Here is a 25,212-nt window from a genome sequence, read left to right on the forward strand (position 1 = left end):
CAGTGAAGGCTCCCACGTTAGATGGTGTCGGCGGCGGGATAGCTGTCGGTGCTTTCGTACGTCCAGATTAGCTCGAAGTAGCGTTCGAGGCCGGCAACGAATGAGCCGTTCTTGGTGACTGCTGCTTGTCGCTTGTGGAGGGGGATGTTTTTCTCTTCGACGAGCATGATGGCCTCGCCCTGGTCGTAGTCCATGCTCGGGTCGATGATCGTCCCCCGCCACGGAAGCAGGTTCTCGCTGAATCGCGTCTTGATGCCGGGATACGCGTCGTGGATGTACTCGACGATTTCGCGTTGGATCGGTTGGTTGTTTGTCGTGAGCTTCGATGGATGTAGGAACAGGATGCGAACGGCGGCTCCCGCTTCGATGGCGGCCTCTAGTGTGGGTTCGACGGCGTCGATGTATTCGAAACTCTTGGTGATGATGTCGATGTGGGCGTCTGCGTCGCGGTAGAGGCGTCGTGTTTCTTCCTCGCTTGCGTCGCCAACGTCGACCACGTAGAACAACTCTTCCGTTGGTGTGACTGCCTCACTGGCGGACTCGTACAACGGCTGGAACGCGTCAAGGAAGTCATCACGTATCTTGTCGAGTTCGTGTTGGTAGGTTTCGAAGTTCTGGCGGCGGGCTTCAATCGCCCGGTCGAGAATCTCCGTGGGTGGTTTCGGCTGGTACATCTTTGGACGGCCGGGGATAATCTTGAGGTAGCCGTCGTCGGCGAGTGAGTCGAGTACCCCATAGATGCGGGCCTTTGGGATGCCAGTCGCTTCCGAGAGGTCCGGCGCGGTCGTCTGTCCGAGCATGAGAAGGGTTTCGAGGGCTTGTTCCTCGTACTCGGTGAGCTCGAGCGCCGTGAGTAATTCTGACGGGTCCGTACTCATTGGTCACTCCTCGGGTGTGTGCACGAATAAAACGTCGTGCTTGTAGAGATCGCTGAATGGGTTAGGACACCGGTACTTTGATGTGATATGGCTCCAATTCGTTACTCAGACGATGAGTAACCGCAAGCGCGATGACGCCGAACACCTCCACGACCTGGAGGATGGGGCCGGCTGCACCGAAATCTGGGAAAAACTCAGCGAAAACCGCACACAGAACGCAGACGACTAACCCCACCACACCCTCCACATATCTCTCTTCCACTCGATTCTCCTCGAAAATATTGCTCACTCACGAAGTAAGTCAGCAGACGACTCCAAATTACTTGCGTCAGGCTCACGAATCAATAGCGGTCTGCGTGACGTAGGACTTGCAACCGAAAATTCTGCGTAACAGTCCGGACAGACGAGGGAAAACGAGTCCGTACGAACCTTAACCGCTCCTTGAACAATGGATTCACACGCCGGACATCGTTCACTCATACTACAGACCACGTAATTCACACCCTTCGTTATAATCTTCATATCACTCTGGAACCGTCTAGCCAGGAACTCGGCTTCGCCCGCCATCACCACGTTTACCACAACCCCCGCGGAACCCAGGAACAATGGATTCACGTCGGGCACGAGCACTTGGAATCCTGGTACTCGTATGCCTGCTAGCCGGGATGTTCGTGTGGGCTGGCTCTATTACTCCACACCCAGCAGAAAACCGATATCCCGGGAACACGGAACTTCTCGAAGACTACGAGGCCTATATCGGCGACCCCGTCCAGATTAGCGGCCCGGTTGTCCACACAGAGCCAGTCATCATACGGATTTCAAACAGCCACGAATCCCGCGAGATAAACGTCCAGAACTTCCACCCGTCTGTGAGTGTAGGTGAACGCATCGTTGTTTTTGGTACTGTTGGCGACGACAATACGCTTGACAGCGATAACGCAGTTGTCCGCGAGCCGTGGGAAGCCAAGTACATGTATCTCGTTTCCTTCGTGGGCGGGCTCTGGGTGCTGGCACGCCTGGTGAATGGCTGGAAGATCAACACTGATCGCTGGTCAGTCGAGCCACGAGACACCCCACGCTTCTCATGGGGAGGAGGCGAGGATGCCTGACTTGCTCACCCACGTCCTCGTCGGGTACATTCTCGGGACACTCTTTGCGAGGCGAGTCAGCGGGAAGCCAGCAGCAACGACGACAGTCGTGATGCTCGGCGCACTCCTCCCGGACCTCACAAAAATTCAGATCGTTGTCCCGAGCTCTCGAATGGAAGTCCTTCTGGGAGTACCGTTCGCGTGGCATACACTCCACACCCTCGGCGGCGTTCTCCTCACAGCAGGCATCGGCGCGCTCCTCGTTAACCCAACCAATCGGCGGCGAGTGCTCGGCCTCCTCCTCGCAGGGGCCACCTCACATCTGGTTCTCGATTCGTTTCTCCTCAAGCCATCGGGCTATGCCTCACCAATGTGGTGGCCCTTCATCACAACCGGGTTGCCGACACCCGGTTTGTACGTAAGCTACGACTGGTGGCCCACCCTAGTTGCTGGCGTCCTCGCACTAATTGTGTTTCTCCGAACAAGCCAGCGAATATCCGAGCATCAGTGAGAACCCCATCTACGAAGATTTGTCGACCGCTCCCACCAACTACGACGTACTCCGACCGACCGTAATGGAGCATCCGTGGTGAAGCCGTAGCTTTCGGCACGGAATTCTCCCCCTCGATATACTGTGGTGAGTCCAGAAAACCGGCTACTGGGGTTCGTCACCGGTACTGATGTAAGGTTGGTGGTGGCCGCAGGGGTATGCGATGCTGGTTGCTGGGCCACGCGTAGTCGTGTGTAGGATTCGGTGGCCGCAGACCGAGCAGGTTCTCTGAGGATTGTTCTCGTCGTCGTGTGAGCGCATGTCGGGGGGTGGGTCTGGCATTTGGGGCGGCTGAGAGGGACTTTCGAGAGATTGTGTTGTCTTGAGAGTGGGCGAGTCGGTTGGCGGTGGTAGTACTGAGTGCTGCCCGCGATTAGCACTTATTTGCAGTTTCAGCAACCCCCCTCCTAACCCCACTACCACACTAATCGGAACGCATTCAAGCTGTACCCCTCAGCGGGGCCAGTCTGGAGTGCTCAGTGCGCTTTCGCTTGCCTACAGTTCCCGCAACACCTCTTGAGAATGTGTCAAGTCAATCGAGAGCGTTCGAGGTGTGTTCGCCGGCGCCGAGCACACTGAGCGTCTCCCCGAATGCTGGTCCGGGCCGAAGGATATCGCTGTCGTTGCTCACCCTCGTGATTACGCCAGCCTCCTCGAGTGGCGGGAGGTGAGAGCGTTTCAGATTCGTGCGGACGTTCGTCACCTTGCGAGTCGGAACCGAGTGCTGTTCGCCCTCGGCCTCGAGACTACAGATGATTTCGGCGAGTTGGCGCAGTGACACCTGCTTTCGGGGACTCATCGCGAGCGTGTAGACAACAGCGCGCCGGCGGCGCCGACTCAACAGAAAGAAGACATTCTGCGTCCGGTCAGGAAATCTCCCGTCGACACCGGATCCCTCATCAGAATTGTCAGTCATCGCCGTCCTCCGTGTTGGTGAAGACGGCGACGTCGAGATCGGTGACGGGATCGCGGCCCTGGACGTGCCACGTGCAGCCAGTCCACTCATCAGTGTACCGCCACGAACCATCGTGGTCGTTCCGCGACTCGTAGCGAATGCGGTATCGGACAACACCAGTGGTGAACTGGATCTCGAAGCGCTGGTACTGGTCGTCGACACGAGGATCACAGTACTCTCTATAGGCGCGATACAACTCGGAGAGCGCAACTACTTGCGTCGGTTGGTCTCGGTCTCTCAATCTCATTGTGAATCGGGCCAGGTATGCACCCAGCCCTCACCCCAAACGGGGGCTAGAAACCAGTCCACAGCACAACCCTAAACGCACAACCGAGAGTCTACACCCGTTACTCAAGTGAGTATCCAAAGGCAGTCTGTCAGTTATCGTCGAGTCTAGCGGTTGGTCAACTACCCCACCCTACTTCGCTCACCCTGAGGGGTTCGCTCGTGGAGGGTGGGGCTTGTCCATGAACTCGGCCTCGAACTCATCCGGGTAGGCGGTAAATCCGCCATTCGGCGTCACCGTTCCAGACTGTAGGGCAAGCTGACTGTTGCCCGTCCGCCGAGACGACTGTTGGCCCCGACGGACATACCGCAATCCGATGTTCTTCGCCGCGTTGTAGTCTGCGTTCGCTTCCGACTCGCACTTCTGACAGCAGAAATCGCTTCGATTCGGGCGGTTTTCGTCAGCCGTGAATCCACACTCGGCGCACCGTTTCGACGTGTACGCCGACCCGACTTGCTTCACCGAGACGCCGACCGCTTCGGCTTTGTATTCTACCTGCTCGTAGAGCGTTCGGAACGCCCACTTGTGCCCCCACGACGCACCCGTGTGGTCGCGAATGTGGGTCAGGTCTTCGAATGCGATCACGTCGCACTCGTATCGAAGTGCTTCGTCTACGATAGCATTCGACGCTCGGTGGAGTACGTCGCGGACGTAGCGAAGTTCACGGCCACTCGACTGGAGGAGTGTTCGGTGGGAGCTTCGCGTGCCAGTCTGTTGGAGTCCGGCGCGTACCTTCTCGAACTCGCGGAGGTTGTGGGTGAGTTCCCGCCCGCTGACGAAGGTGGCGGTACTGGTGACGGCGAGGTTTTCGATACCGAGGTCGACCCCGAGGACCGTTCCGTCCTCGGCGGTGTTGCGCTCGGTATCGGTCTTGTGGCGGCGGAAGCCGATGTGCAAGAAGTAGTCGCCGTCAGCGGCAGTGAGCGTGCTTTCCGTGACGCTCCACTCCTCAGAGTCGAGGTACTGCCGTTGGTAGCCATCGTCGGCGTCAGGTAAAGCAAGGTCACATCGGACGCGGCTCTCTGTGGTGGAGAGCGACACCGTTTCGTCGTCAAACAGCGTCATGGTCCGGGTATCGTACTTCACCGTGGGTGCGGTGAACGTGGGTTTGCTGACCGTTTTGCCGTTCGAGCGGCGTTCGGTACAGCCAGTGATGGCTTGTGCGGCTTGGTGAGTGGCGAGAATCGCGTGCTGACTCCCGAGGTCGGTTTCCTCGCGCACGGTGTCGTAGGCCAAGGGTTGTACGTCGCTCTTGGCGTTGCACTTGCCCCACGCCATGTCGGTGGCGATCTGGCAACCACGCTTCCACTCGGAGATAGTTTCCTCAAGCAACTCGCGTTGCTCGCCATCTACCGAGAGGCGGGTGATTGCCGTCCGACGCACGTAGTCGTCTGCCACGTGTTCAATGTAAATGGGTGACTACTTATAGAGCGGTGTTTGTGACAGATACGAACGCGCTCCTCCCCTCCCTACGGTCGCTCCTTGAGGAAGGGGACTCCGCGCTACCGTTTCAGTTGAAGCCAGACCGGTCAGTAACGGGTATCCACATTATTGACTGATTCCAATAGAGGGGAGTTGTCGATAGTTCTCAACTATGGGCCACCGCTCCTCACCGATTAATAGTGCCCGAGAACACCCCGTTTGCGTGCTTCGGCTGTCCCAACCCGGAAGACCAATAATCCGATCGCAAGGTAGACAACTGACTGCCCGACCAGTAGCCCAAGGTCGAATACCGGAAGTTCCCATACGCGGAGTCCATCCGTCATCACTCGTTGCAATACGTGACTCCCCAGCGACATTGGAAGCAGCTTCAACAGGGCATAGTCTTGGACTGGCAGGGCAATCAGGCCTGCAAACGATAGTTGGATCAGCGGAAACACCTTCTCAATCTGCTTGTAGACGAGCGCCGCCCCACCGAAGACGAATCCGAGGCCGACCACCGGGAGCAGCGTCAACACACCGACCACGACGACTGAGAGGGGTGCAATTGTAAGCCACGTCCCTGTCGTCGCCATCATCAACACCAGGAGGACCATACCGGTAGCGAACGTTCCCAAGAGGTTGACCACGGTCTTCATCGCAACTACCTCTGTGAAGCCGAACGGGGACATCGATAACTGTTCGAGCGTTCCCCACTGCGCCTCATCAGTCAGGTCGTGCGTGAGATCGGCGTATGCCGACACTGCCATCGTGAAGAGGAAATACCCGACAACGAGCGGTCCCACTGATCGGGAAATCAACTCTTCTGCCACAAACTGCCCGCCGAAGAATATGAGCGCGAAAAACACGTACAGGGTCACGAATCCCACTACTGTATTCACGAGATAGCGACGCGAGAGCGTCACTGATTTGCTCGCGATCACGCGAAACAGGATGAGGTGCCGATTCATGTCTCCGTCTCCTCCGGTGACACTGACTCAGCTGTGGTCAGCTCAACGAAGACGTCTTCCAGATCAGGCTCGATTTCGGTGACCGACCTGATAGTCGCCTCTGCGGTCTGAAGGATCTCGACACACTCGTAGAACTCCTCGCTGCCTGCAAGCGCGATTTTGAACTCCGCGGAGTCAGTGTCGGTCCGCCAGTTGAGTAGCTTGAAGCGGGTGTCGAGTTGCTCCCGGAGGTGCGCTGGCGGGTTCCCGGCAAGTTGGACGCGGTAGGATTGGGATTGGAACACGTCGAGTAAGTTGTCGACGGAATCGTCAGCGACGATGTCGCCGTCACTGAGAACGATCACGCGGTCGCAGACGGCTTCGATGACATCCATGTCGTGGCTCGTAATCACGATCGTTTTGTCCTCTTCCTGGGCGAGGCGTTGCAATTCGGTTTGGAGGTCACGGGTCGTTTCGACGTCGAGGCCGAGCATCGGTTCGTCGAGGAAGAGGACGGGCGTTTCGCGGGCGAGGGTGGTGCCGAGCGCGACTTTCTGCTTCATGCCACGCGAGAGATTCTTGGCGGGTTCGTCTGCCTTTGCGGTGAGTCCGAGCGTGTCGATGATCGCCTCGTGTCTGTCGCCGCGTGTCCGTGGATCGATGCCATGGAGGCCAGCGAAGAACGCGAGATTTTCGCGTACGCTCAACCGCCAATAGACGTTGCGTGCGCCTTCGAGGACAGCACTCACGTAGTTGTATGCCCGGGAACGCGCCTCATGCACAGGGACGCCGTGAATAGAAACATCGCCACGAGTGGGAGTGACGAGTCCGAGAACAGTTTTGACGGTTGTCGTTTTCCCAGCGCCGTTTGGGCCGAGAAGTCCGACAATTTGTCCGGACTGAATATCAAATGAAATGTCATCAACGGCTGTGACCCGTCCCGTTTCCCCGGTATAGCGTTTTGTGAGGGCCGAGACCGAAACAACGGCGTCGTGTTCTGGAGGACCGGTTGTGCGGGGACACATCGTTTGGGGCTATTTTTCGGTGGGCGGTCTTAAGCGTACACAACATGAGAAAAGAACTCACTCCGAATCTCTGACCGATACAGCCATGGGTCCGTCAATTTCTGTCAGCCACGAGAGACCCTTATTCACAGCACTGATTCGCTCACGTGAACCGTGCCACAGTTGCTGGAAGTACGACTCGCCGCTGAAGCACGATTCGAGTAAGCCGCCTCCCTGCCCAGCGACCACCAGACACCGCTCGCCGAACAGCTTTACCAACTCGCCTTCGAATCCACTGTTTCTGACGGTACGCAGTTCACGTCTCAGGACATCACCGGCGACCGCCACCGCGTCACCAACCCCTTCGCTCACACGAGCGTAGTACGCCCGGTGTCTCCACCCAGAAATCGAGTCCGACCCCGCACCGTATCGGTTCCTCAATTCGTTCGCCACCAAGACAGGCCAACTGGGCCCCTGCGGAATCCAACCAACGCGATCTCGAGGGGTACGACGGGCCAAGGTTCGTCTACCTCACCAGCCACGTCATCCCGGATACCCGCGAGACCGTCCGTACGAAACTCCGTCAGGACGCGGCTCGCTGGAACGCGGAGATGGACTACCGGGTTGTGAAACCGACCTTCACGCCGTTAACGAACACCGACCAGGATGCCGTTCGCGCGTTGGTTCGGTTCTGGGCGGTCGCGCGCTCCAACGCGTGAGTGTTGGCGGATCTGCTTTTCAACCTGGGTCGGGGATGGGATCTGAATGACGATTACTTGATGCGGTCGAAGCCGTTCGGGCGAAAGATTGCCAAGGTGGATTACGGGTGGCAACGCTTGCTTTTCTCGGGGTCTCCTCATTCGTGAGCGGCAGCACTGTCGTTCGCCTTCGCATTCATCAGGACCAACCAGCTCCTCGTCAAGTTCGTGTGGACTGGTTCTTTAGAATAGGGTAGGGTTAGACGGATCCGGTGTTGTACGAATGAATTATTGTCACGGAGTGTGAATTAGTGGCCAAGATGGTCTGTTCTCTCGACGAGCCCTTTCCGATCAAACCAGAGACGGCGGACTACGAGGTACTTCGTGTGCTCGTCACCGATTACGAGGCCGGAGCCACACCCGCGGAAATCGCAGCCAACACTGAACTTAGTACCTCACGTGCGGCAGAATCGCTGGGAGCGCTCTCGACGTCAGCACTCATTAACCAGGAGGATGGAGTCTATTACGTCAATCCGTATCAAGCTGACCGGTTGAAGCGGCGACTCGAATCAGTGGATGCAGTCGAGCAACTTTTCGATTCGACTCCAGACGACGATGTCTACGCCGAACCAGGATGGGACGATCAAGTATCAAGCATCGGCATGGAGGACGATTCAGACACCGTTGACTCGCGATCCTCAAGAACTGTTGAGGAAGACGCTGAGGGTCTCGTCGCAGAAATCGAAGAACAAAACTCAACCGGCTAGATGCTCTCGTCCACAGGAAGGTACTAGGAAGCACCCTATCAGGTGTCAACGGACCTACTTACTCGATGGTGGCTAGCAGACACTCGCTATGTTGAGTGTGGGACTTTTCCGTGGCGGTCACCTCTGCCTCTTGTTCAAAGTACGAGATGAATCCTCAATTCGGTTTCCTGGTCCCGGAGCCTTGGGAGAGTTAACTGTCAGTTGCCCACCGTGAGTCGGGAAGCCCGCGACGGACAACCCACTATTCACCATACCTCAACGCATTTTGACAACCCCTTGGGCCTGAGGACGGAGGAGGATGTCACTGCCAGTGGTAAAATACACTGACGACGATGACAACGAAGCCAGTTGAAAGGGCTCCCCACGCAAGCGCTGCGCTTCCAATCGAAAGTGTGGGTGGAGCTGAGAGTCTAAGCAATACGAGCGTTAGCAGTGTCAGGCTCAATCCGACCACGAGCGCAGAGAGCCAAAGACGCTCAAACGCTAGGTACTGAAACCGTGATTCTTCAGCGTCATTCGCTCTTGGACTTGATGAGTGTTCGGACCCGTCACTGCTAGAATCTGGTTCAGGTACTGTCGCGTCAGTCGTCGACTCAGTGGAGAGGTTCAGTGAGTTCGACAGCCAGTACTGGTGGGGTTCTCGACTCGTATCGCGATCCAGAATGCCGGCTTCGACGAGATCGGTTAACGCCGGGTGGCTTGATGATTTCGCGGGGTCGATAGCAGTGTGGTCTTGGAGATCGGCTTCGACTTCGTGACGAGTGAGCGCTCGGGGTGGACTATCCGCCTCGTTACGAACGAATACTCTCGCGTACGTCCACCGTGAGTGCTTCCGCAGTTGGTCAAAACCCGCTTCGGAGAGTGCCTCGTGAAGTTCGTCGGGTAGCGCCTCGGTGTCGTTTCGACTGGCCATCATCTGGCGTTTCTGTTGGTTTCAAATTCCCGATGCAAGATAATTCCATCGCGATTCCCCGGCAAACTCGACCTAGGATATAAATTCACTGGCTGATTGGATAGTGGGTTCCGCAGCCGAACGGTCGTTCGACGCTCGAACGCGCGTCTGCTCGACATCGCTCCCTAATAGCACTCCGTGAGGGGGCTACACCGTCGCCAATGACAGACAACCAAGCAGGTCCAAACCACCGCTCGCTTTCAGCGGCGTATCGGCAAGCGGGCTATACAATCACAGACGCCCCAGGTTTCCAGCGGGCTGACGCCGCCACCCTGTGGGTGGCTCGTGATGACCAGCCAATTGCTGTCGTCGCGTCTCTACGCAACCCTACGAAACCGGGTGTACTCCTCAGGAACGTCGATCAACTCAGCCGGCACGCACGCATCCATCTCGTAACCGGCTCACCGGGGATAGCTAGCCGCGTCCGAGAGCTCCTCCGGAACCCGGTTCGAAGGCGGACCGACTGCGGTGTCGAGTGTTTCCTCCATCCAGCACAGTTCGTCCTCGATGGCTCTCGACTCGCCGTCTCCGAGCCCCACGTCTGGATTGCAACGACCGATGAACAGTCACCGCCTGACGGGACTGTGCTCTCAGCCACATTGAGACTCGCGAACGCATCTGAAAGTGAGACTGAGCCATCGAATCCGGCGGCCAGATCCATCAAAAAACGCCCCGGATACGAGTCGACGGTCACCGAACTGGAGAGCACCGAAACACTCCCGGAGTCATCGTATCTGGTACGGAAACCGGTTATTACTGATCAACCGGGGGACGGTCACGGTGTCGTCGTCGCTGTCCTCAGTGATAGCGGACTCACTGCGGACAACCCCGCGCGGAATCGCGCTCCGGAGTCGCTTGGGCAGGAGACGAAGCCCCCGCGGGTTCTGGGAGACGAGCCCTGGGCGATGTCCGCCCCACCGGCGTTGGCGGTCACTCGACTCCATCTCGTTGCTCAACGCGAGTGGGAGGACAGGTAGTTCATAATCCATGTCAATTCAACCGCAGCAGCTTGACGCATACCAGGACCCAGACAGCGAAGACAGTGAGGACTCCGAGGAACTTCCGGCGCCGTCGAATGTTCCGGCTAGTCCGACGATGGTGCGGAGCCTGCAGGGTGGTCCAAAACAGCGCCAGAACGCGATTCGGATCCGGCTGCCGCGCGACCCTGCGAAACGTGAGGAGCTCCCCGAGGACATCCATGGGGTGTTGCTGTGGGTTATTAGCGACGTGTGTGGTGAAAGCTGTATCGCGGGCGTCGAAGTTCTCATGTTCCCGGGCCCGTATGGACTTGAGTTCGTGCTCCATCCGCGGCCATCAGTACTCGATGGTCGGAGCGATACCCAATCGACGCTCGATTCGTTCACGAAAAAGATCTACTCGCGGCCGGTGAGTAACCTCAAGCAGTCGGTCAAGCGCCGCTATCCAAGTTCGGTAACCGCCGAGATCGGGCATCTCGACCTTGAACCCGTCGGGATTACCGATGTGACGACGACGCGATTGTACTCGCTGAAAGACGGGAACCGGATGACGCCGGGTAACAGCAAAGCGAACCCACTTGCTGTGCTGTTCGATGCGTTCCGGCAGGCCCACGACCCGTTCATCTACCAGGTCATCATCAGTGGCGAGGATGGCGGGTACAGTCTGTGCGTCCGGTGTGCGACGTACCGGCCGAAGGACAACTACGTCAGTGACCGCGAGTTCGCGAAACTCGTTGAACGCGGGAAGCCATCGGATCTCGCCCACGTCTTCGGTGACGGCAACCTCGTCTCGAATCACGATGCGGCGCTGGCGGCCCCCTACTGGAAGACGAGTTACACCGAACACGTCGACGGAAACGACTCGTATCGAGCGAGCTACAGCTACGAAAAAGAGACGCCGTATAAGGGCAAACAGCAAGTCCGACGTGAAGCCGACACGATCAAAGACGTCGTTCTCGGGCAGACTGCACACCGACGGCTCATGAGTGGTGACACGACCACCGAGTTCATCCTCAAAGACGAATTCAACCGATACGGGTGGATCCCAGCGCTAGAAGCCCAGCTCAAACCCTTCGTCCGAACGGTAACGCTACGGTGGAAGACGAACCCGTGGCGTGACGTCCGCGGACGCGACCCACCGGAGTTCAATTCGATTGAACCAATCGAGATCGAAACCCCAGCCGAGTTTGGACTCGGCGAAGGCCGAGAGGATACCCCGTCCGATGAGACCGGTGTTGAAAACGAGGGCGGACCCGTCCACCGCTCGCTCGGACAGTTCGCCCGGCGAGTCTTCAGCGAAGGCGGGGACGATATCGAAGAAGTCGACCAGACCACCGATACCCTCCCAGATAACCGCATCACAACCAACGGCACCATCAAGACACTCGGCATCCAGGTTGACTCGGATATTGTCGCCGTTGAGCCTGAAAGCAAAAACGCCACGAAGGCGGCGAACACGCTGCGCAACGCTGAACGAGCGATGGCTGCCGGCCGGCACGTCATCTTCGTGTACAACCAATCGAACGTCGAACTTGGGTACAAGCATCTCGACGAGCCGTACAAGAAACGCCTCGAGGACCGAATCGAGTTGTACAATGGAACCGACCGCGTGCAGGCTGTCGACGGGCGGTATCTTGTCCGGCGCGGCGACGGCAACACGACCTACGAGCTCAAATCACGGACGCTCATCGTTTGCGACGACCACGGCGAACTGGCCCGTGGTCCAGCAACCGACGATGTCGCCAGCTTCGAGTGGCCGATCGTTGGGACTGGTGACGAAGCAGCAACGAGCACTGAGGAACTGCCGGCCGAGCGGTGTGGGTACTATCGGAAGACCGATGACGGTACTCACCGCATTGAGACCGCGGACGGGACGGCGATTACGACGTACAGTGAAAAGCAGGCGTTTCTCGCTGACTGGACGTGGATTCGTGAACCGCACGTGCCGGTGGCGCTCAGTTACCTGCACGCGGTGACGGTCACGTACCGCGACGAGCAGACGAATCAACTCGAGGTTTACGACCCATCCCCGGACTGGGAGACGAACGACCGGACGGACACCCAGGAAGCCGGTGTCGAAGCCTTCCATGACACGTTCATCATCGAGCGGGATGGCCCGGAGTTGACCTACGATGACTTAGAAGCCGCGTTCACGCCGTGGTTCGAGGGGCACTCGCAGTTCGATGCGCCGATCAGGTCAGTCATGGGCGGCCACCACCCAAAACCGTTCAAGCAGGCGAAAACGAGCGGCACGGGCAACGATTACCGCTACTTCGACGGGTACGACTGGCTGTTCGCCCCCAGCCTCGACTCACCGCATCAAGCAAGCCCGCCCGCCGACTACGACCCAGACACAGACTCGGACTCGGAATCCGAGCCTGAATAGCGACATCCCACCCCGAGGCTGTCACCTGCATTGTCTCCCCTACTCTCGTGAGTTCCACACCAACCACCAGCGACCCAATCCTGTTCGACGATTCCCAGCTATGACTGAACCACCCCACGATACTTGGCAAGCACTTGAATTCATTCGTGATCCGCGAGCATCGCGGCCGCGACACGCGAGCCCGCTGCACAAAACCGTCGCCAACATCGTCCACGACGCCGTTCGAACGTACGATTGCGGGCCAATCACCTACCTCTCGCTCCCCGGGGTAACCCGGCAGCGAACGCTGCTGCGAGCTGGCTCACCACCCACAAACCCACCACCGCTGCAAGACATCAACACCAGTGACGTCACGCCCGAAACGCAGACGCTCGCCGCGCTCGCAGACGCCGACACGGCCGACGACATCGGACTGGCTGTCGTTGCCGTCGAGACCACCCCGATTGGACGCACGGATGCGTTCACACAGCGACTACTCGCAGAAGAGCCGACCGCACCAGCGTCCTTCTCGACGACACCACCAGCACTCGCGCCCGTCCTCGAAGAAATCGATGGACAGCCCCACGCGTTCAGTGTCGTGGCCGAGGAGAGTCCGGCTGGCGATATCGAGGTCGCCGTCCGGCTCGTCGATTTCACGCCGTCAAGCCAGATCACGTCCCGTGACGCATTCGCCCAGACACACCCAGGGTCGCTGAGCGACACGATCGACGCCCCGGACCTGGTAACTAACTGGGAGCTCCCGGCGGAGAATGGGTGGACGCGACGGGTCGAAGACCGACACCGGGCTGACCGCCCGGTGCTCCGGCAGACGATCCACTCACGGTACACCGACACCCCGACGAAGCAGGCGCTCACCGTGACCGCCTCCGCCCACGAGTACGCCCAACTGTGGACGCAGGCGCCAGCTGACCCGCTCGCCGAAGTGTACGAGCAGTACGGGGTGACCGGCCGACTCACCGCCGCCCCTGGCGAGCTGCCAGCGCTGTATCCCGTCGTCAGCCGCCTGTATCCAGACTCCGTCTGGACCCACGTCGCTGGGCGAGCCCCCATCCAAGTAACACTCGTCACCCCCATAATGATCCCACACGGCCTGACCATGACCGACGCTGATCCGACCGCCCACGCCACGAAGAAGACCCCAGCGACGGATGGCGGGTCCGTGTCAGCGTTCGAGGGATCCGTGCGGCGGTGGTGTCTCGAGCGTGGCGAGACGCTAACAGCACGGCCATCATCCCCGCCCGGCGTTGCGTTCCAGCGGACTGCAGCTGATGGCACTCGGACGCTGGCGTACCTTTCGGCAGGGGACGCCCTCCAGCCTGGACGCCTCCTCGCAGCAGTCTGGCACGCCCACCACGAGGCTGGCACCGCCGGCGTCAGCGTGTTCGCGCCATCGCAGACGCGCGCCACGCAGGCGGCCACGATCCTCGGCCGGCCGTTCAAACCCACGCCACCGGAGACCCTGACAACGCTGTACCCCAAGCCAACACCACTATCGTGTCAGAAGGGGGTCGCGGTCCGCTCCCGCGAACACCCCGTCGAACGGTGGGTTATAACGCCGGACAACGAACTTCGCTGTATCATCGATGGCACGGTCGTCGCGAGCGCGCCACTGACAGCGCCGCTTGCAACAATCGCCGAGCAATTCGTCTGCGTTTCGACCGACGGTGAACCAGTAACCGTCACGCACCCAGACGGCACGACAACCGACGAACGCCGCGAGACAGTCAACAAGATGGCAACCCCGATTCAGGCGCCAGCACGCCCCGTCCATCTCGCAACCGGCCGTGAAACAGCAACCGTCTACGCCCAAGACGGCCCGAACTTTACAGACATCCGCCACCCCTCGACCACCAGCCCCCTCTCGAATCGCAGTCCCGATGACGTCGCGACCGCGTTCTGGGAGACGTATACGATTCCCGACGACTCCGGGACACTCCACATGCAGACGACACTCCCCGAAGTCGTCTCCTACGCTCGCCACCAAAGCGACCGACCACCGCGGCCCCCCGGCTGGATCCATCTCCAGCGACTCCACGACACCACCCCGCCGACGCGTCCCACCCAGTCACGAACCACAATCGACGGCCGAACACTCCGGTATACGCCACCCGCACGAAACAACCCCGACTGAACACTCGTACACCTGATATTTTCTGGCAGCCACCCCAAAGCCGAATATACCAATACCACCAACAGAACACCTCGAAAGAACACCTAAACAACAGATTATAAAAGTGATAATTACGCCATTCATACCAGTGTGCCGCCACGACGGAGTCTGTCCCCAAATGCGGATTCAACCCTGAACCACTCCCACTATGACAGCCCAAGTACGGAGTTAGAAGGGGAGTGAAAGGGCGGTCTGAACGGGTGAACACCACCCCCCAGGAATCGGAGACGTATCGCTTCCCCGTCAGCCAATTAAGGGGGCTAACTCCCGACTGATAAGAACAACAAGAAGACCCCCCTAACACATGACCATCCGCCCAACACTCGCGTTACGCCAGGCCGGAGCCACCACCACCCAACCCTCAAAGTGACCCCCGACAGAAAAGACACACTCTCGACTGGCCAACCGAAACATACCATGGAACACATACAATATGTAGGATAAGTAATACTATTGGAGATACTCCCCGCGATCACCAACACCTCAAACCGATACAAATATGACAGAATTATATAATTAATGAGCGGCTCAACATTTGGATTTCCCTGAGCGAACAGGCCGACTGAAAATCCAAGCAACCACGCCAAGGACCCACCCCACCTGAATGGACGGTTGGAACTCTCGCCTCCGCGCCGGATTCCACTCACAACCCCACAATCGGGGCTTTCGTTCTAGTCTTTTTGTTCTTATCAGTCGTATCCTGGCCCCATTAACCTCCTACGTATGGGGATTTTGCCCAATACCCCCTACCCCACAAAGCCCCCCTCTTAACTAGGGTCCTAACTGCCCTCCAGCAAATTCGACTACAATCAGGGATTCAAAAATCATCGGGTCCACCGCCGTGGTATTGCGCTTGTTCCGCATGGAAGGCTTCGAGGACTGGAGCAGGCAGTCGAAATATACTGTGTGGTGTTGTCGGTGCCGGTGTGTTAGCTGATTGCAGGCGGTAAGCCCCCTTCCTCAAGGAGCAACGCAGGCCGAAGGCCGAGTAGCGCAGTAGGGAGGGGATACACCGCCGTCATCATCTTTCATACGCCTGCCTGTTGCTGGCCCACAGGCCCACGATCCGATACGTTTATGTTGAAACAATGTGTAAACACTGGTGATGGATAGACACGAAATTGAAGGCCACGAAGTCATTGAAGGCGAGGTGAAAGCCACCGGCAACGGCGCACACGTCCTCGTTCCTAAAGACTGGCGTGGCGCAGACGTGAAAATCATCCGAACATCAGAACCAACTGAGTAACCAATGCATTACGCCTACAGGTTCCGGCTCAAGCCAACTGCTGACCAGCGTGAGCTGTTGGATTACCACCGAGACACCTGTAGGCAACTCTACAACCACGCTCTCACCGAGTTTAACAAGATTCCCGAATCGGCGGGAACACTCAATCAACGGGTGCGGCAAGTCCGCGGCCAACTCACCGACCTCAAAGACTGGTGGGACGAGTTGAACGACCTGTACTCGACGGTCGCACAGGCCACAGTCATGCGGATTGAAGACAGTGTCACAGCACTGTCTGAACTGAAAGAGAAGGGCTACAACGTCGGCAGTCTCAACTGGAAGGCACCCAGAGATTTCCGCAGTTTCACCTACGTCCAGTCTGGCTTCGAGTTCGACAAGAAGAACGGTCAGACTGTGCTCTCGTTGTCGAAACTCGCGGATATTCCCATTGAGTGCCACCGACAAATCCCCGACGATGAGACGGTGAAAGAAGTCACGCTCAAGAAAGAACCGACCGGGGAGTGGTATGCCTCCCTCGCCGTCGACGACAAAGAGGAACCGTCCAAACCGTCGCTGGCGGAGATCAACGACGACGACATGGTTGGCATCGACGTGGGTATTCTGAAGTATGCCCACGACACTGACGGCACGGCAGTTGGGTCACTCGACCTCGTGGACGAACGCGATAGGCTCGAACGAGAGCAACGGAACCTCTCGCGCAAAGAGCATAGGTCGAACAACTGGGAGAAACAACGTCGGCGTGTTGCCGAGTGCCACCAGGAAATCAAACGCAAGCGGCGTGACTTCCTGCACAAACTCTCGAACTACTATGCTCGGGAGTACGACCTGGTGGCCGTCGAAGACCTTGACGTGAAGGGAATGCTGGCATCGCCGGGCAATAGCCGCAACACGGCGTCTGCGGCGTGGAACACCTTCACCGATTTGCTCGAATACAAATGCAAGCGTGAAGGCACACATTTCGTGGAGGTTGACCCAGAAGGCACGACCAAGGAATGTGCGTCCTGTGGCGTCAAGACAGACAAACCGCTCTGGGTGCGTGAACATTCCTGTCCTGCCTGTGGCTTTGAAGCGGACAGAGATGAAAACGCAGCGTGGAACATTCTTTCTCGCGGCCTCACCGACCTAGGAGTGGGTCACTCCGAAGGAACGCCTGTGGAGACTGCGCTCCCTACGGGAACTGCGGTTGTTCCTGCAAAGCGCGTCTTGGAAGCAGGAAGCCCCTGCCTCAAGGAGCCGCCCAAGGCGGCGAGTAGGCAGGGGTAGTTCACCCCGAAACGGCTATACGTACTCCCACCTAATGTGGGAATATGGTGAAGGTGGATTCGAAAGGACGAATCGTCCTCCCGCAGGAACTACGTGAACAACTCGATATCACGCCTGGAACAGAAGTCGACATCCACGAAGAAGACGGCAAAGCAGTCGTCGAACCCGAAGACAACCCCCGTGAAATCCTCGACCGAATGACAGAGCTCATCGAGGAAACAGCCTCAGAGACTGGGGAGACAACGCCACTTGCCGACGGCGTCGACCCAATCGCCGACAAACACCGAACTGCCGTACGGAAGGCCGCAAACAACGCCAGCGATGAGTGACGCTGGCGGGCCGTATCTCTTCGATGTTGGTGTCATCGCCCTCGCACACACAAAAGCACCAGGCCGCGAGTCTGCGCTTTCGTATGTTCGTGACGGGATTGCTGGCAACATCGATGCTGTTGTTCCCTATCCTGCAGTGTTTGGCGCACATACTGTCCTCACGACGTACTACGGACGATCAAATGCCGATGCATCCCGACTCCTAGAAAATTTCACTGACGCAAAGCGAATCCACTGGCACGATGGCCCCTCTGAAGGCACCGTTTCTGGCGCGTTTGCAAACGCCAGTCAAGCAAACGTTGATGGCTGGGATGGCTACTATGCACAAGTCGCTATCGAGGAAGGAGTGAATACAGTGTTAACAATTGATGACGACTTCGAACGGTTCGACGAATTCGAAACCGAAATCATTCTCTCAACCAACGAATTCCGCCGACTAAATACGTTCCTCGAAAACTGACCGCTTCCATTCGAAAGGCACTGTGCGAGCGAGCCGCCGTCGACGCCGACGGCTTCCCTGGTAGCCCGCGTCTGGGGTTTCTGAGATTTCGGGCAGATCTATCTTGACCTGAAACCAATTGCACAGCCCATCTATCTCTTTTTCAAGACAGGACCCCATCTTTCAGCGCTTATTGACCTCCTCGTCCGCGTGAACGCGGAGGAATCCCACCACGGGATTTCAGGCCGAGTGTAGCGGCCTGTTGGTTTCAAGACGCATACGTTCCAAGCGTCGTCTGCTGGTTTTCAGCATCGGCTTGGCTGTCTTGTGGCCCGGTCAAAGAGGCCCCATCCGTAGCCGAGTCATCGTCACCGGCCTTCTGCCGGGAAGTCCGGTCGCTTTGGCGGTGACTCTCTCCACTACGGTAGCGGTCTGCAATGTTTATCGGCGGACAAGGCGAATACCCCGAGGCTTGACCTCGGGGATGAAGCCGACACGCAGTGATACAAACCATTAAGTGAACACATCGCTAATCAAGGGACAGCGATGGAACACAGTCACCGCTACCACGCCTACCCAACAGGAGAGGTAGCGGAGCGACTGGAACGCCATCTGAACGTTCATCGCCAACTCTACAACCACGTCCGCTGGGACTACACGAACAGCTCCGAGGACGACAAGCCGAGTGAGTACGACCAGAACAACAAACTCCCCGGGTGGAAACGCAAGTGGCCCGTCTTTAGTGAACTGCACTCGAAGGCCGCTCAAGCCACTGTTGCACGCTTCCACCGGAACCTCTCGAACCTTCGCAAGAAGAAAGAGAAAGGGTACAACGTTGGTCGGCTCAAACGGCAATCACCCACCGAGTACCGAAGCGTGACGTACAACCAGTCCGGTTTCGACCTCGATGAAAAGAGGGGGCGCGACAAGTACGTATACGTTCGCTTCAGCAAAATCGGCTGGGTGAAAATCCGTTACCATCGCCCGATTCCCGACTACGCTTCCATCAAGGAAGTCACGTTCAAGAAGGAGACAACTGGTGAGTGGTTCGTCTCCTTCGGCCTCGAAACCAACGACTCAGACCTGCCCGAGAAACCCGATGTGGAGTCGCTCAACGCGAGCAACAGCGTGGGTATTGACCTCGGCATCCAGAACTACATCCACACGAGCGACGGCAAGACCGTGGACTGGCTCGACTTCGAAGACGAATTCGACCGTCTTCGCCGTGAACAGCGCAAGTTGTCGCGGAAGGAGAAAGCGTCGAACAACTACGAGAAGCAACGCCGGGAAGTGGCGAAGGTCAACCGTCACATTCGGCGGAAGGTGCTGGACTATCAGCACAAGATAACGACGTGGCTGGTCCGCGAGTACGACGCTGTATTCGTTGAGGACTTGAATGTGAAGGGGATGCTGGAACAGTCGCATAACGCTCGCAACAAACAGGACGCGGCCTGGCGACAGTTCATCACCCTACTCGAATACAAGGCCGACCTGTACGGCTGTCACGTCAAGCAGGTCGAAGCGCGAGGCACTACCAAAGAGTGTGCATCGTGCGGTGTGGAGACGGCGAAACCCATCTGGGTCAGAGAACACTCCTGTCCAGCGTGTGGATTCAAGACGGACAGAGACGCGAATGCGGCGATGAACGTCCTGCAACGCGGCTTTTCTGAGTTAGGGCTGGGATGGCCCGAAGACACGCCTGTGGAGACTGTGACCGCTACGGACACGACTCAGTTTGAGTCTGTGTCTGCAAGTCACGTCGTAGAAACGGGAAGCCTCGGGGCTTGACCCCGAGGCGATTCACCGCCCCATTCACATCGGCTTGATACTCACCGAGCCAGCAGTCGTCGTTCGAGCATCTGAACGTCGCCTGTCGTGGCCGGTAGCCGTGTTCACCGCAGGCGTGGCACGCTTTCGACGTGTTCCGGGGATTCACCGTCTCGACGGAAATCCCCTTCTCGACGGCCTTGTAGCGAATCTGTGCGTGGAGCTTGGCAAAGCCCCACCCGTGCAACCGCCGATTCATGTACTCGCCGTAGTCCATGTTCTCGCGGATGTACGTCAGGTCTTCCAGCACCAGCACTGGGTTCTCGACGGATTCGGCGTACTCCACGACCTCGCGGGTCACACGGTGGAGCACATCGTCAATCTGGTTCCACAGTGCGTCACCGTAGGACTCTGCGATTTGTTCACTGCCGCGCTGCTGAAGCCGTCTCTTGGCGGTGAAGTAGGTTTTGCGGAGCCGACGAACGGCCTTGCCGTCGTCGGCCCACAGTCAGGGGCGAACCGGAGAACCCGGCCTGCTGCCGGTCGGTTTCAGGACTGGCTCTCCCGAGGTCGGCGGGGCGGGTTTCGACCCTCGCTCGGGAGCGTCCTGTGGCCCTGTCACGGGGGCGCCCATCCACCGGGAAGTCATTGCCCCGCGGTTTCTCGACGCGGCTCTCTTTCGCGGTTTGAAGATAGTAGCACGGCGCTTACGCGATTCACCGACCAACCAAGGACGCGTCGCCGTATCCGCTTTGTCCCTTTTCAACGTCGCCGTCGTCACTCATCGGTGCGGGGTTCCAACGAGAGACGTTCAGCATCGGCATCCTCGTACGCTTTGTCTGACGAGAAGAGCGCCAGGCCCCGCGTGTCGGCAATTGCAGCGTGGAATGAATCGAATGGCGTCATCCCGTCCTCGAAGTACGTGACCGCTTTCAAGACGACCTGCTTCTCGTCCTCACTGCCAACCGGGATGACCTCCAGAAGGTTGGCGAACAAGCGGACGTAGTCGAACTGGTTGCGGTCCAGAACAATGAGCATCTCCAAGTACGCGAATGGCGAGGTGACAACTTCCCGCTCATCGAGGACGTCTTCGGCGCGCTCCTGAAGCCAGTCGTCTTCTTTGGCGATAGCGAGGAGGAAGTCGGTCTCAACGAAGACTGTCATTCAGCCGCGTCCCTCGCGTCTCGTTTCGCCTGTTCTAGGTCCGCTTCAGCTTCCTGTTTCGCTCGCTGGAGCGCTTCCGCCCGCAGCTCTTCTCTCGATTCCCCCTCCAGTGAGTCCCCGATTTCATCCCGGACGGCCTCCAGCGGGTTCTCCTCAATCGGAATGAGTTCGATCCGATCCTCGTATTCGATTACGTGGAACCGCTCGCCGTACTTGTCTCGGAGTTCTGCTGGGAGGTAGAGGCGTCCATGAGAGTCTGTTTCGACAGACATGCGATTCTATTAGTATGGCATAAACAAAGATGTTTTCCCAAAAAATGAATGTTCCACCCATAGAGCAATCAGTATCAGTCCGATATTCAGGACGAACAGATGTTAGGTACCCACCCCCTGAAGGAGTGGGCTTCCGCGCTGGACCGCTGTGAACCGGAGGGTTTCGCCTCGCTACTGCTGTAACGCTGGCGTAGTCGAGGAGCGGCAATCGAAGAGGTAGCGGGGGATGGTGCAGTTGGATTTGTTTGTACCCCCCGGTGGTTGGGTGGAGGGTGCGTGTGAACGCGCCCGGTGACAGAATGCCTGCTGAGAATACGAAGAATGGTAATCAATCCACTCAGAACAGTTGTACTACGCCGCAGAGCACCGCGACACCCACGCAACCGATGACACCAACGACTCGCTGCGAGGAACTCGTCGAGTTCACTGATCAATCGGGGACGCGACGCCGCATCCGCTTTGTCCCCCAGTCGAACTCTAACGACCAGTGGCAGCGCATCGCGGAAGTCTGGGCTGACCAGGCGTGGCGGCTCGTCGGCCAGGACACTGTCAGCGATGTCGACCACTGGACGCGGCCAGTCAAGACACCCTGACCACCAACCGGAGACCACCCCAAGAACGCTCAAGCCCGCATACAGTGGACGAGAAATACAGTCAGCCAAGTAGCCTGATTCGATCCTTGAGTACATGTGCAGCAACCACAGCGCACGAAGAGTGCCGCCGAATTGTTTTAGCCATCGGCTTGGTAGCGTGTATGTATGAGTGGGATCCGGTTTCGGGACGGGGTTCTTGTTGTTGAGAGAGAGCCAAACCAACTTGACGAATTAGCGCTCTCGTTCTCGGCTGTTCTCAACCGAGTGGATATCGATCACGTCTTCATCGCGGGATATGTCGCAATCCTCGCTGGGCGCGCTCGATCAACTGAGGACGTCGACGTGCTCATTGAGGAAATCGACGAGGAAACCGCTAGTCGTCTTGCCACAGTACTTGAGGAGGAGGGGTTCTGGGGACCAGCCATGCCACTTGACTCAATGTCTGAGATGCTTGCGAACGGCGATAACATCTGGGTTGCTCCGGACGATCAGATCACGCCACACTTAGAAGTAAAGTTTGTTCGTGACGAATTCGACCGCGCATCGCTTGAGAATTCAGCGGCCGCTCGAATTGGTGATGAAACAATCCCGATCGGCCCATTGGAGCTTCAAATCGCGTACAAACTGTATCTTGGCGCACAGAAGGACCTGGAGGATGCAGTACATCTGTACTCCTTGTTCAAGGAAACGCTTAGTGGCGGCCGTCTCAAAGAATGGGTAACGCGACTCGGCGTCGAGGACGAATATGAACGACTCAAACGCGCCTGAAACTCTCGATGCGAAACACGAGCAGAACCGTCAGCGGCGCATTGAGGCGATCAAGCGCTGGGTTGAGTACATCAAGTCGGAACCACCTGAGAAGTGGGGGCCACAACAAAACATGGTTGTCAACGACCAACTGACGTCTGCACAGCACGTGCAAATATCAGCAAAACACCAGCAACACATCAAAGATGTAGCCGACGAACTCGCTAACATTCAACGCGACGACAGCGAGACTCAGCGTGACTGAGCCCGGTAGTTGGTTCGTGCGTCTTCACGGACTGGTTTCTGTTCTCTAACAGCGAGAGAATCACGGCCTGTAGGCCGGGAGTGAATCGCGAAAGCTCCGTTTCACATACCGCGGCTTACTGAAATACAAGGAGAAAATCCCGCCCTTTACCGCGGGGAGGACGTCAACTGCTCGCCTCAACCAGCGACCAGCCGAAAACTTAGAAGATTGGAATGAAGCGGTCCGTTTCAAGGCAGGAAAGTTCATTTCTTCAGAGCTTGAGCAGGGGCCTGTGTAGGTGGATTTGTTTGTATCCCCCGGGGTTGGGTGGAGGGTACGTGTAAACGTACCTTGTGAAAGAATGCCTACTGAAAACACGAAAAGCAATAATCAATCCACTCAGAGCAGTTGAGCCGCGCCACAGAGTACCGTGACACCAACTCACCCAATGACACCAACCACCTCTTGTGAGGGAATTGTTGAGCTCACCGGCCAATCTGTGACGCGACGCCGCATCCGGTTCGTTCCCCATTCCAACAACGGCGACCAGTGGCAGCGCATCGCGGAAGTCTGGGCCGACCAGGAGTGGCGGTTCGTCGGCCAGGACACCGTCAGCGACGTTGACCACTGGACGCGGCCAGTCCAGACACCCTGAATACCAGCCGGGAACCGCTCCAAGATAGCTTAAACCGGCATGCAGCGGCCGAGAAACACAGCCAGCCGAGCAGCCTGATTTGATTCCGTAGTACACATGCAACAACCACAGCCAATGAGAAAGCAGTCTTGGGACCACAGTTCTCAGACCAGTCGCCGAATCGCAGTCCGTCGAAGCCTACAGAAGAACAGCACGCCACAGAGACCCCCTCTGCGGCCCCATCAACAACGCCGCAGGAACGACCATCCACCGCATCAAGTCGTCTCCAGCGGGCTTTGCCGACGACTTGGGGCACAGCGAGACGGTATCAGGCCGGAGCAACACGGCGCCCGTGGGCGTCCGTCCAACGCCCAATTCGGGGTGGGGGTCCAATGAGGCCCGACGGGCTGGAACAGGCAGTGTTCGACCGCTGGGGGAAGGCCTGTGTTGTCTGCGGACGGCGACCCGAAGAATGGCTTGAGACAGACTGTGGTGAGCGGCGTCAGGACAAACTCTCGTTGCATCACGTCAACGGCGACGACACCGATGACCGCGTCGAAAACGTGATCCCGCTGTGTCAAAGCTGTCACGTCCACATCCACCGCGTCGATGATCCTCCATATCGGATGTGGCACCGCCAACTCCCCAGCGACCACCGCCACGCCTGGAACGGCCACTGCGAAGAGTCCTACGAAGGACCGCGGCTCACTCGTGACGAAGCAGTACGGCGGTTCAGTGAGGAAGAAGGCACCCCAGAGAGCGTCAAGTACCTCAAACACGAACGTGAGAACTTTGATCCAGACAATTTCACAACCAACGCCACACCCGGAACCAGCGACGATCTCGATTGACATCCTCCCCGCTCTAAAGGGCGAGGATTCCCCGAAGGGGATAGTAACCATGATAGAGGCGGACGAGTTGATAGAGAGTGACCGAGAAATCCGCGATAAACTCCAGAATGGGCGGTGGACGCCTGCTGTTCTCGTGGAGTGGACGGGGCTGTCGAAGCAGCCCATTCACAACCGTCTGAATGTTCTTGTCGCCGCTGGACACGTCGAAAATGCCCACGAGAGTGGCCTCTACGAACTGGTTGACGATTCGCGCGACGACTGGGCGACAGTTCTTTGAGTACCACCTGCGTACCACGGCGTATGAGCACGGACGCGGGCGACAACGGCGACGGGGACATGGTGAAGTTGAACGTGAAGGTTCCGAAGCGGCTTCTGGAGGAGATCGATGAACTGGCGGAAGAACTGGAGTACACCAACCGTTCGGAGTTCATTCGTGAGGTGCTGCGCGACACCACGGAGCCGATTCTGACGCCCGGTGCGCAGGAGGGCGTCTCGGAGGGCTACGCGGACGTTGCAGCGGGGCGGACGATGTCCACGGACGAAGCCCGCAAACGCCTCGGTATCGACGACTGAGGGCTCAACG

Annotated in this window: 27 protein-coding genes and 2 pseudogenes; 18 read left to right on the forward strand and 11 right to left on the reverse strand. The window is 58.0% G+C overall.

The window, feature by feature from the left end:
* Positions 1-17 precede the first annotated feature (17 nt).
* Entirely contained in the window at positions 18-878 is an 861-nt protein-coding gene (locus tag GRX66_RS00180; protein WP_159524698.1) for a TrmB family transcriptional regulator, read from the reverse strand.
* A 605-nt stretch (positions 879-1,483) separates the two neighbouring features.
* Here GRX66_RS00180 and GRX66_RS00185 point away from each other — a divergent pair.
* Both GRX66_RS00185 and GRX66_RS00190 read left to right on the forward strand, forming a co-directional pair.
* On the forward strand, positions 1,484-1,987 hold the full coding sequence (locus GRX66_RS00185) for a hypothetical protein (RefSeq protein WP_159524699.1): 504 nt from the start codon (positions 1,484-1,486) through the stop codon (positions 1,985-1,987).
* Entirely contained in the window at positions 1,980-2,477 is a 498-nt protein-coding gene (locus tag GRX66_RS00190) for a metal-dependent hydrolase (RefSeq protein ID WP_159524700.1), read from the forward strand. Before GRX66_RS00185 ends, GRX66_RS00190 begins: the two co-directional genes overlap by 8 nt.
* 571 nt (positions 2,478-3,048) lie before the next feature.
* Here the strand turns inward: GRX66_RS00190 and GRX66_RS00195 are convergent.
* The 6 genes from GRX66_RS00195 to GRX66_RS00220 all read right to left on the reverse strand — a co-directional run bounded on the left by GRX66_RS00195 (position 3,049) and on the right by GRX66_RS00220 (position 7,502).
* Positions 3,049-3,432 carry a DUF7344 domain-containing protein gene (locus GRX66_RS00195; protein ID WP_159524701.1) on the reverse strand — a complete coding sequence of 128 codons (384 nt, stop codon included), beginning with the start codon at positions 3,430-3,432 and terminating at the stop codon, positions 3,049-3,051.
* The gene (locus GRX66_RS00200; RefSeq protein WP_159524702.1) at positions 3,425-3,718 is read right to left on the reverse strand and encodes a hypothetical protein; all 294 of its coding nucleotides are present in this window, start codon (positions 3,716-3,718) and stop codon (positions 3,425-3,427) included. The genes GRX66_RS00195 and GRX66_RS00200 overlap by 8 nt, the downstream gene beginning before the upstream one ends.
* Positions 3,719-3,898: 180 nt before the next feature.
* A complete protein-coding gene (locus GRX66_RS00205; protein WP_325063883.1) occupies positions 3,899-5,155 on the reverse strand; it encodes an RNA-guided endonuclease InsQ/TnpB family protein in 1,257 nt (418 codons plus the stop codon).
* Positions 5,156-5,373: 218 nt separating this feature from the next.
* Positions 5,374-6,147: an ABC transporter permease gene (locus GRX66_RS00210; protein ID WP_159524703.1), complete on the reverse strand. Its 774-nt coding sequence runs from the start codon at positions 6,145-6,147 to the stop codon at positions 5,374-5,376.
* Positions 6,144-7,151 (reverse strand): ABC transporter ATP-binding protein, encoded by a 1,008-nt coding sequence (locus GRX66_RS00215; RefSeq protein ID WP_159524704.1) that lies wholly within the window; start codon positions 7,149-7,151, stop codon positions 6,144-6,146. The genes GRX66_RS00210 and GRX66_RS00215 overlap by 4 nt, the downstream gene beginning before the upstream one ends.
* 57 nt (positions 7,152-7,208) lie before the next feature.
* Positions 7,209-7,502, reverse strand: a complete 294-nt coding sequence (locus GRX66_RS00220) for a hypothetical protein (RefSeq protein ID WP_159524705.1) — start codon at positions 7,500-7,502, stop codon at positions 7,209-7,211.
* A 637-nt stretch (positions 7,503-8,139) separates the two neighbouring features.
* Between GRX66_RS00220 and GRX66_RS00225 the strand changes: the two genes are divergently transcribed.
* The 8 genes from GRX66_RS00225 (at position 8,140) to GRX66_RS00260 (ending at position 18,378) form a co-directional block, all read left to right on the forward strand.
* A complete protein-coding gene (locus GRX66_RS00225) occupies positions 8,140-8,595 on the forward strand; it encodes a MarR family transcriptional regulator (protein ID WP_159524706.1) in 456 nt (151 codons plus the stop codon).
* 1,113 nt (positions 8,596-9,708) lie between these two features.
* Complete coding sequence (locus tag GRX66_RS00230) at positions 9,709-10,524, forward strand: hypothetical protein (protein ID WP_159524707.1); 816 nt, start codon at positions 9,709-9,711, stop codon at positions 10,522-10,524.
* A gap of 118 nt (positions 10,525-10,642) precedes the next feature.
* Positions 10,643-12,910: a hypothetical protein gene (locus GRX66_RS00235; protein WP_159524708.1), complete on the forward strand. Its 2,268-nt coding sequence runs from the start codon at positions 10,643-10,645 to the stop codon at positions 12,908-12,910.
* Between the two features lie 100 nt (positions 12,911-13,010).
* A complete protein-coding gene (locus GRX66_RS00240; RefSeq protein ID WP_159524709.1) occupies positions 13,011-15,041 on the forward strand; it encodes a hypothetical protein in 2,031 nt (676 codons plus the stop codon).
* Positions 15,042-16,185: 1,144 nt separating this feature from the next.
* Positions 16,186-16,326 carry a DUF2080 family transposase-associated protein gene (locus tag GRX66_RS00245; protein WP_159524710.1) on the forward strand — a complete coding sequence of 47 codons (141 nt, stop codon included), beginning with the start codon at positions 16,186-16,188 and terminating at the stop codon, positions 16,324-16,326.
* Positions 16,327-16,329: 3 nt separating this feature from the next.
* Positions 16,330-17,589, forward strand: a complete 1,260-nt coding sequence (locus GRX66_RS00250) for an RNA-guided endonuclease InsQ/TnpB family protein (protein ID WP_159524711.1) — start codon at positions 16,330-16,332, stop codon at positions 17,587-17,589.
* A gap of 44 nt (positions 17,590-17,633) precedes the next feature.
* Positions 17,634-17,918, forward strand: coding sequence for an AbrB/MazE/SpoVT family DNA-binding domain-containing protein (locus tag GRX66_RS00255; RefSeq protein WP_159524712.1), 285 nt, complete (start codon positions 17,634-17,636; stop codon positions 17,916-17,918).
* Positions 17,911-18,378, forward strand: a complete 468-nt coding sequence (locus GRX66_RS00260) for a type II toxin-antitoxin system VapC family toxin (protein WP_159524713.1) — start codon at positions 17,911-17,913, stop codon at positions 18,376-18,378. Before GRX66_RS00255 ends, GRX66_RS00260 begins: the two co-directional genes overlap by 8 nt.
* 247 nt (positions 18,379-18,625) lie before the next feature.
* Here GRX66_RS00260 and GRX66_RS19695 read toward each other — a convergent pair.
* A pseudogene (locus GRX66_RS19695) lies at positions 18,626-18,802 on the reverse strand (RNA-guided endonuclease TnpB family protein); the annotation flags it as partial.
* 101 nt (positions 18,803-18,903) lie between these two features.
* Between GRX66_RS19695 and GRX66_RS00270 the strand changes: the two are divergent.
* Positions 18,904-20,145: an RNA-guided endonuclease InsQ/TnpB family protein gene (locus GRX66_RS00270; protein WP_159524714.1), complete on the forward strand. Its 1,242-nt coding sequence runs from the start codon at positions 18,904-18,906 to the stop codon at positions 20,143-20,145.
* A 10-nt stretch (positions 20,146-20,155) separates the two neighbouring features.
* Here the strand turns inward: GRX66_RS00270 and GRX66_RS00275 are convergent.
* From GRX66_RS00275 to GRX66_RS00285, 3 genes and pseudogenes are all read right to left on the reverse strand, one after another.
* Positions 20,156-20,653 (reverse strand): annotated as a pseudogene (locus GRX66_RS00275) (IS200/IS605 family accessory protein TnpB-related protein); the annotation flags it as partial.
* A 248-nt stretch (positions 20,654-20,901) separates the two neighbouring features.
* On the reverse strand, positions 20,902-21,288 hold the full coding sequence (locus GRX66_RS00280) for a PIN domain-containing protein (protein ID WP_159524715.1): 387 nt from the start codon (positions 21,286-21,288) through the stop codon (positions 20,902-20,904).
* Positions 21,285-21,560, reverse strand: coding sequence for an AbrB/MazE/SpoVT family DNA-binding domain-containing protein (locus tag GRX66_RS00285; protein WP_159524716.1), 276 nt, complete (start codon positions 21,558-21,560; stop codon positions 21,285-21,287). The genes GRX66_RS00280 and GRX66_RS00285 overlap by 4 nt, the downstream gene beginning before the upstream one ends.
* Before the next feature lie 386 nt (positions 21,561-21,946).
* Between GRX66_RS00285 and GRX66_RS00290 the strand changes: the two genes are divergently transcribed.
* The 7 genes from GRX66_RS00290 (at position 21,947) to GRX66_RS00320 (ending at position 25,202) form a co-directional block, all read left to right on the forward strand.
* On the forward strand, positions 21,947-22,153 hold the full coding sequence (locus tag GRX66_RS00290; RefSeq protein ID WP_159524717.1) for a hypothetical protein: 207 nt from the start codon (positions 21,947-21,949) through the stop codon (positions 22,151-22,153).
* A 165-nt stretch (positions 22,154-22,318) separates the two neighbouring features.
* Positions 22,319-22,921, forward strand: a complete 603-nt coding sequence (locus GRX66_RS00295) for a hypothetical protein (protein WP_159524718.1) — start codon at positions 22,319-22,321, stop codon at positions 22,919-22,921.
* Positions 22,899-23,165, forward strand: a complete 267-nt coding sequence (locus GRX66_RS00300) for a hypothetical protein (protein WP_159524719.1) — start codon at positions 22,899-22,901, stop codon at positions 23,163-23,165. The genes GRX66_RS00295 and GRX66_RS00300 overlap by 23 nt, the downstream gene beginning before the upstream one ends.
* A gap of 478 nt (positions 23,166-23,643) precedes the next feature.
* Entirely contained in the window at positions 23,644-23,799 is a 156-nt protein-coding gene (locus GRX66_RS00305) for a hypothetical protein (protein WP_159524720.1), read from the forward strand.
* Positions 23,800-24,170: 371 nt separating this feature from the next.
* The gene (locus tag GRX66_RS00310; RefSeq protein WP_159524721.1) at positions 24,171-24,629 is read left to right on the forward strand and encodes an HNH endonuclease signature motif containing protein; all 459 of its coding nucleotides are present in this window, start codon (positions 24,171-24,173) and stop codon (positions 24,627-24,629) included.
* A gap of 49 nt (positions 24,630-24,678) precedes the next feature.
* Positions 24,679-24,906 carry an ArsR family transcriptional regulator gene (locus GRX66_RS00315; RefSeq protein WP_159524722.1) on the forward strand — a complete coding sequence of 76 codons (228 nt, stop codon included), beginning with the start codon at positions 24,679-24,681 and terminating at the stop codon, positions 24,904-24,906.
* 23 nt (positions 24,907-24,929) lie between these two features.
* Positions 24,930-25,202, forward strand: coding sequence for a ribbon-helix-helix domain-containing protein (locus GRX66_RS00320; RefSeq protein ID WP_159524723.1), 273 nt, complete (start codon positions 24,930-24,932; stop codon positions 25,200-25,202).
* Positions 25,203-25,212: the final 10 nt, after the last annotated feature.

This window comes from Halobacterium bonnevillei, assembly GCF_009831555.1.
GTDB classification, from domain to species: domain Archaea; phylum Halobacteriota; class Halobacteria; order Halobacteriales; family Halobacteriaceae; genus Halobacterium; species Halobacterium bonnevillei.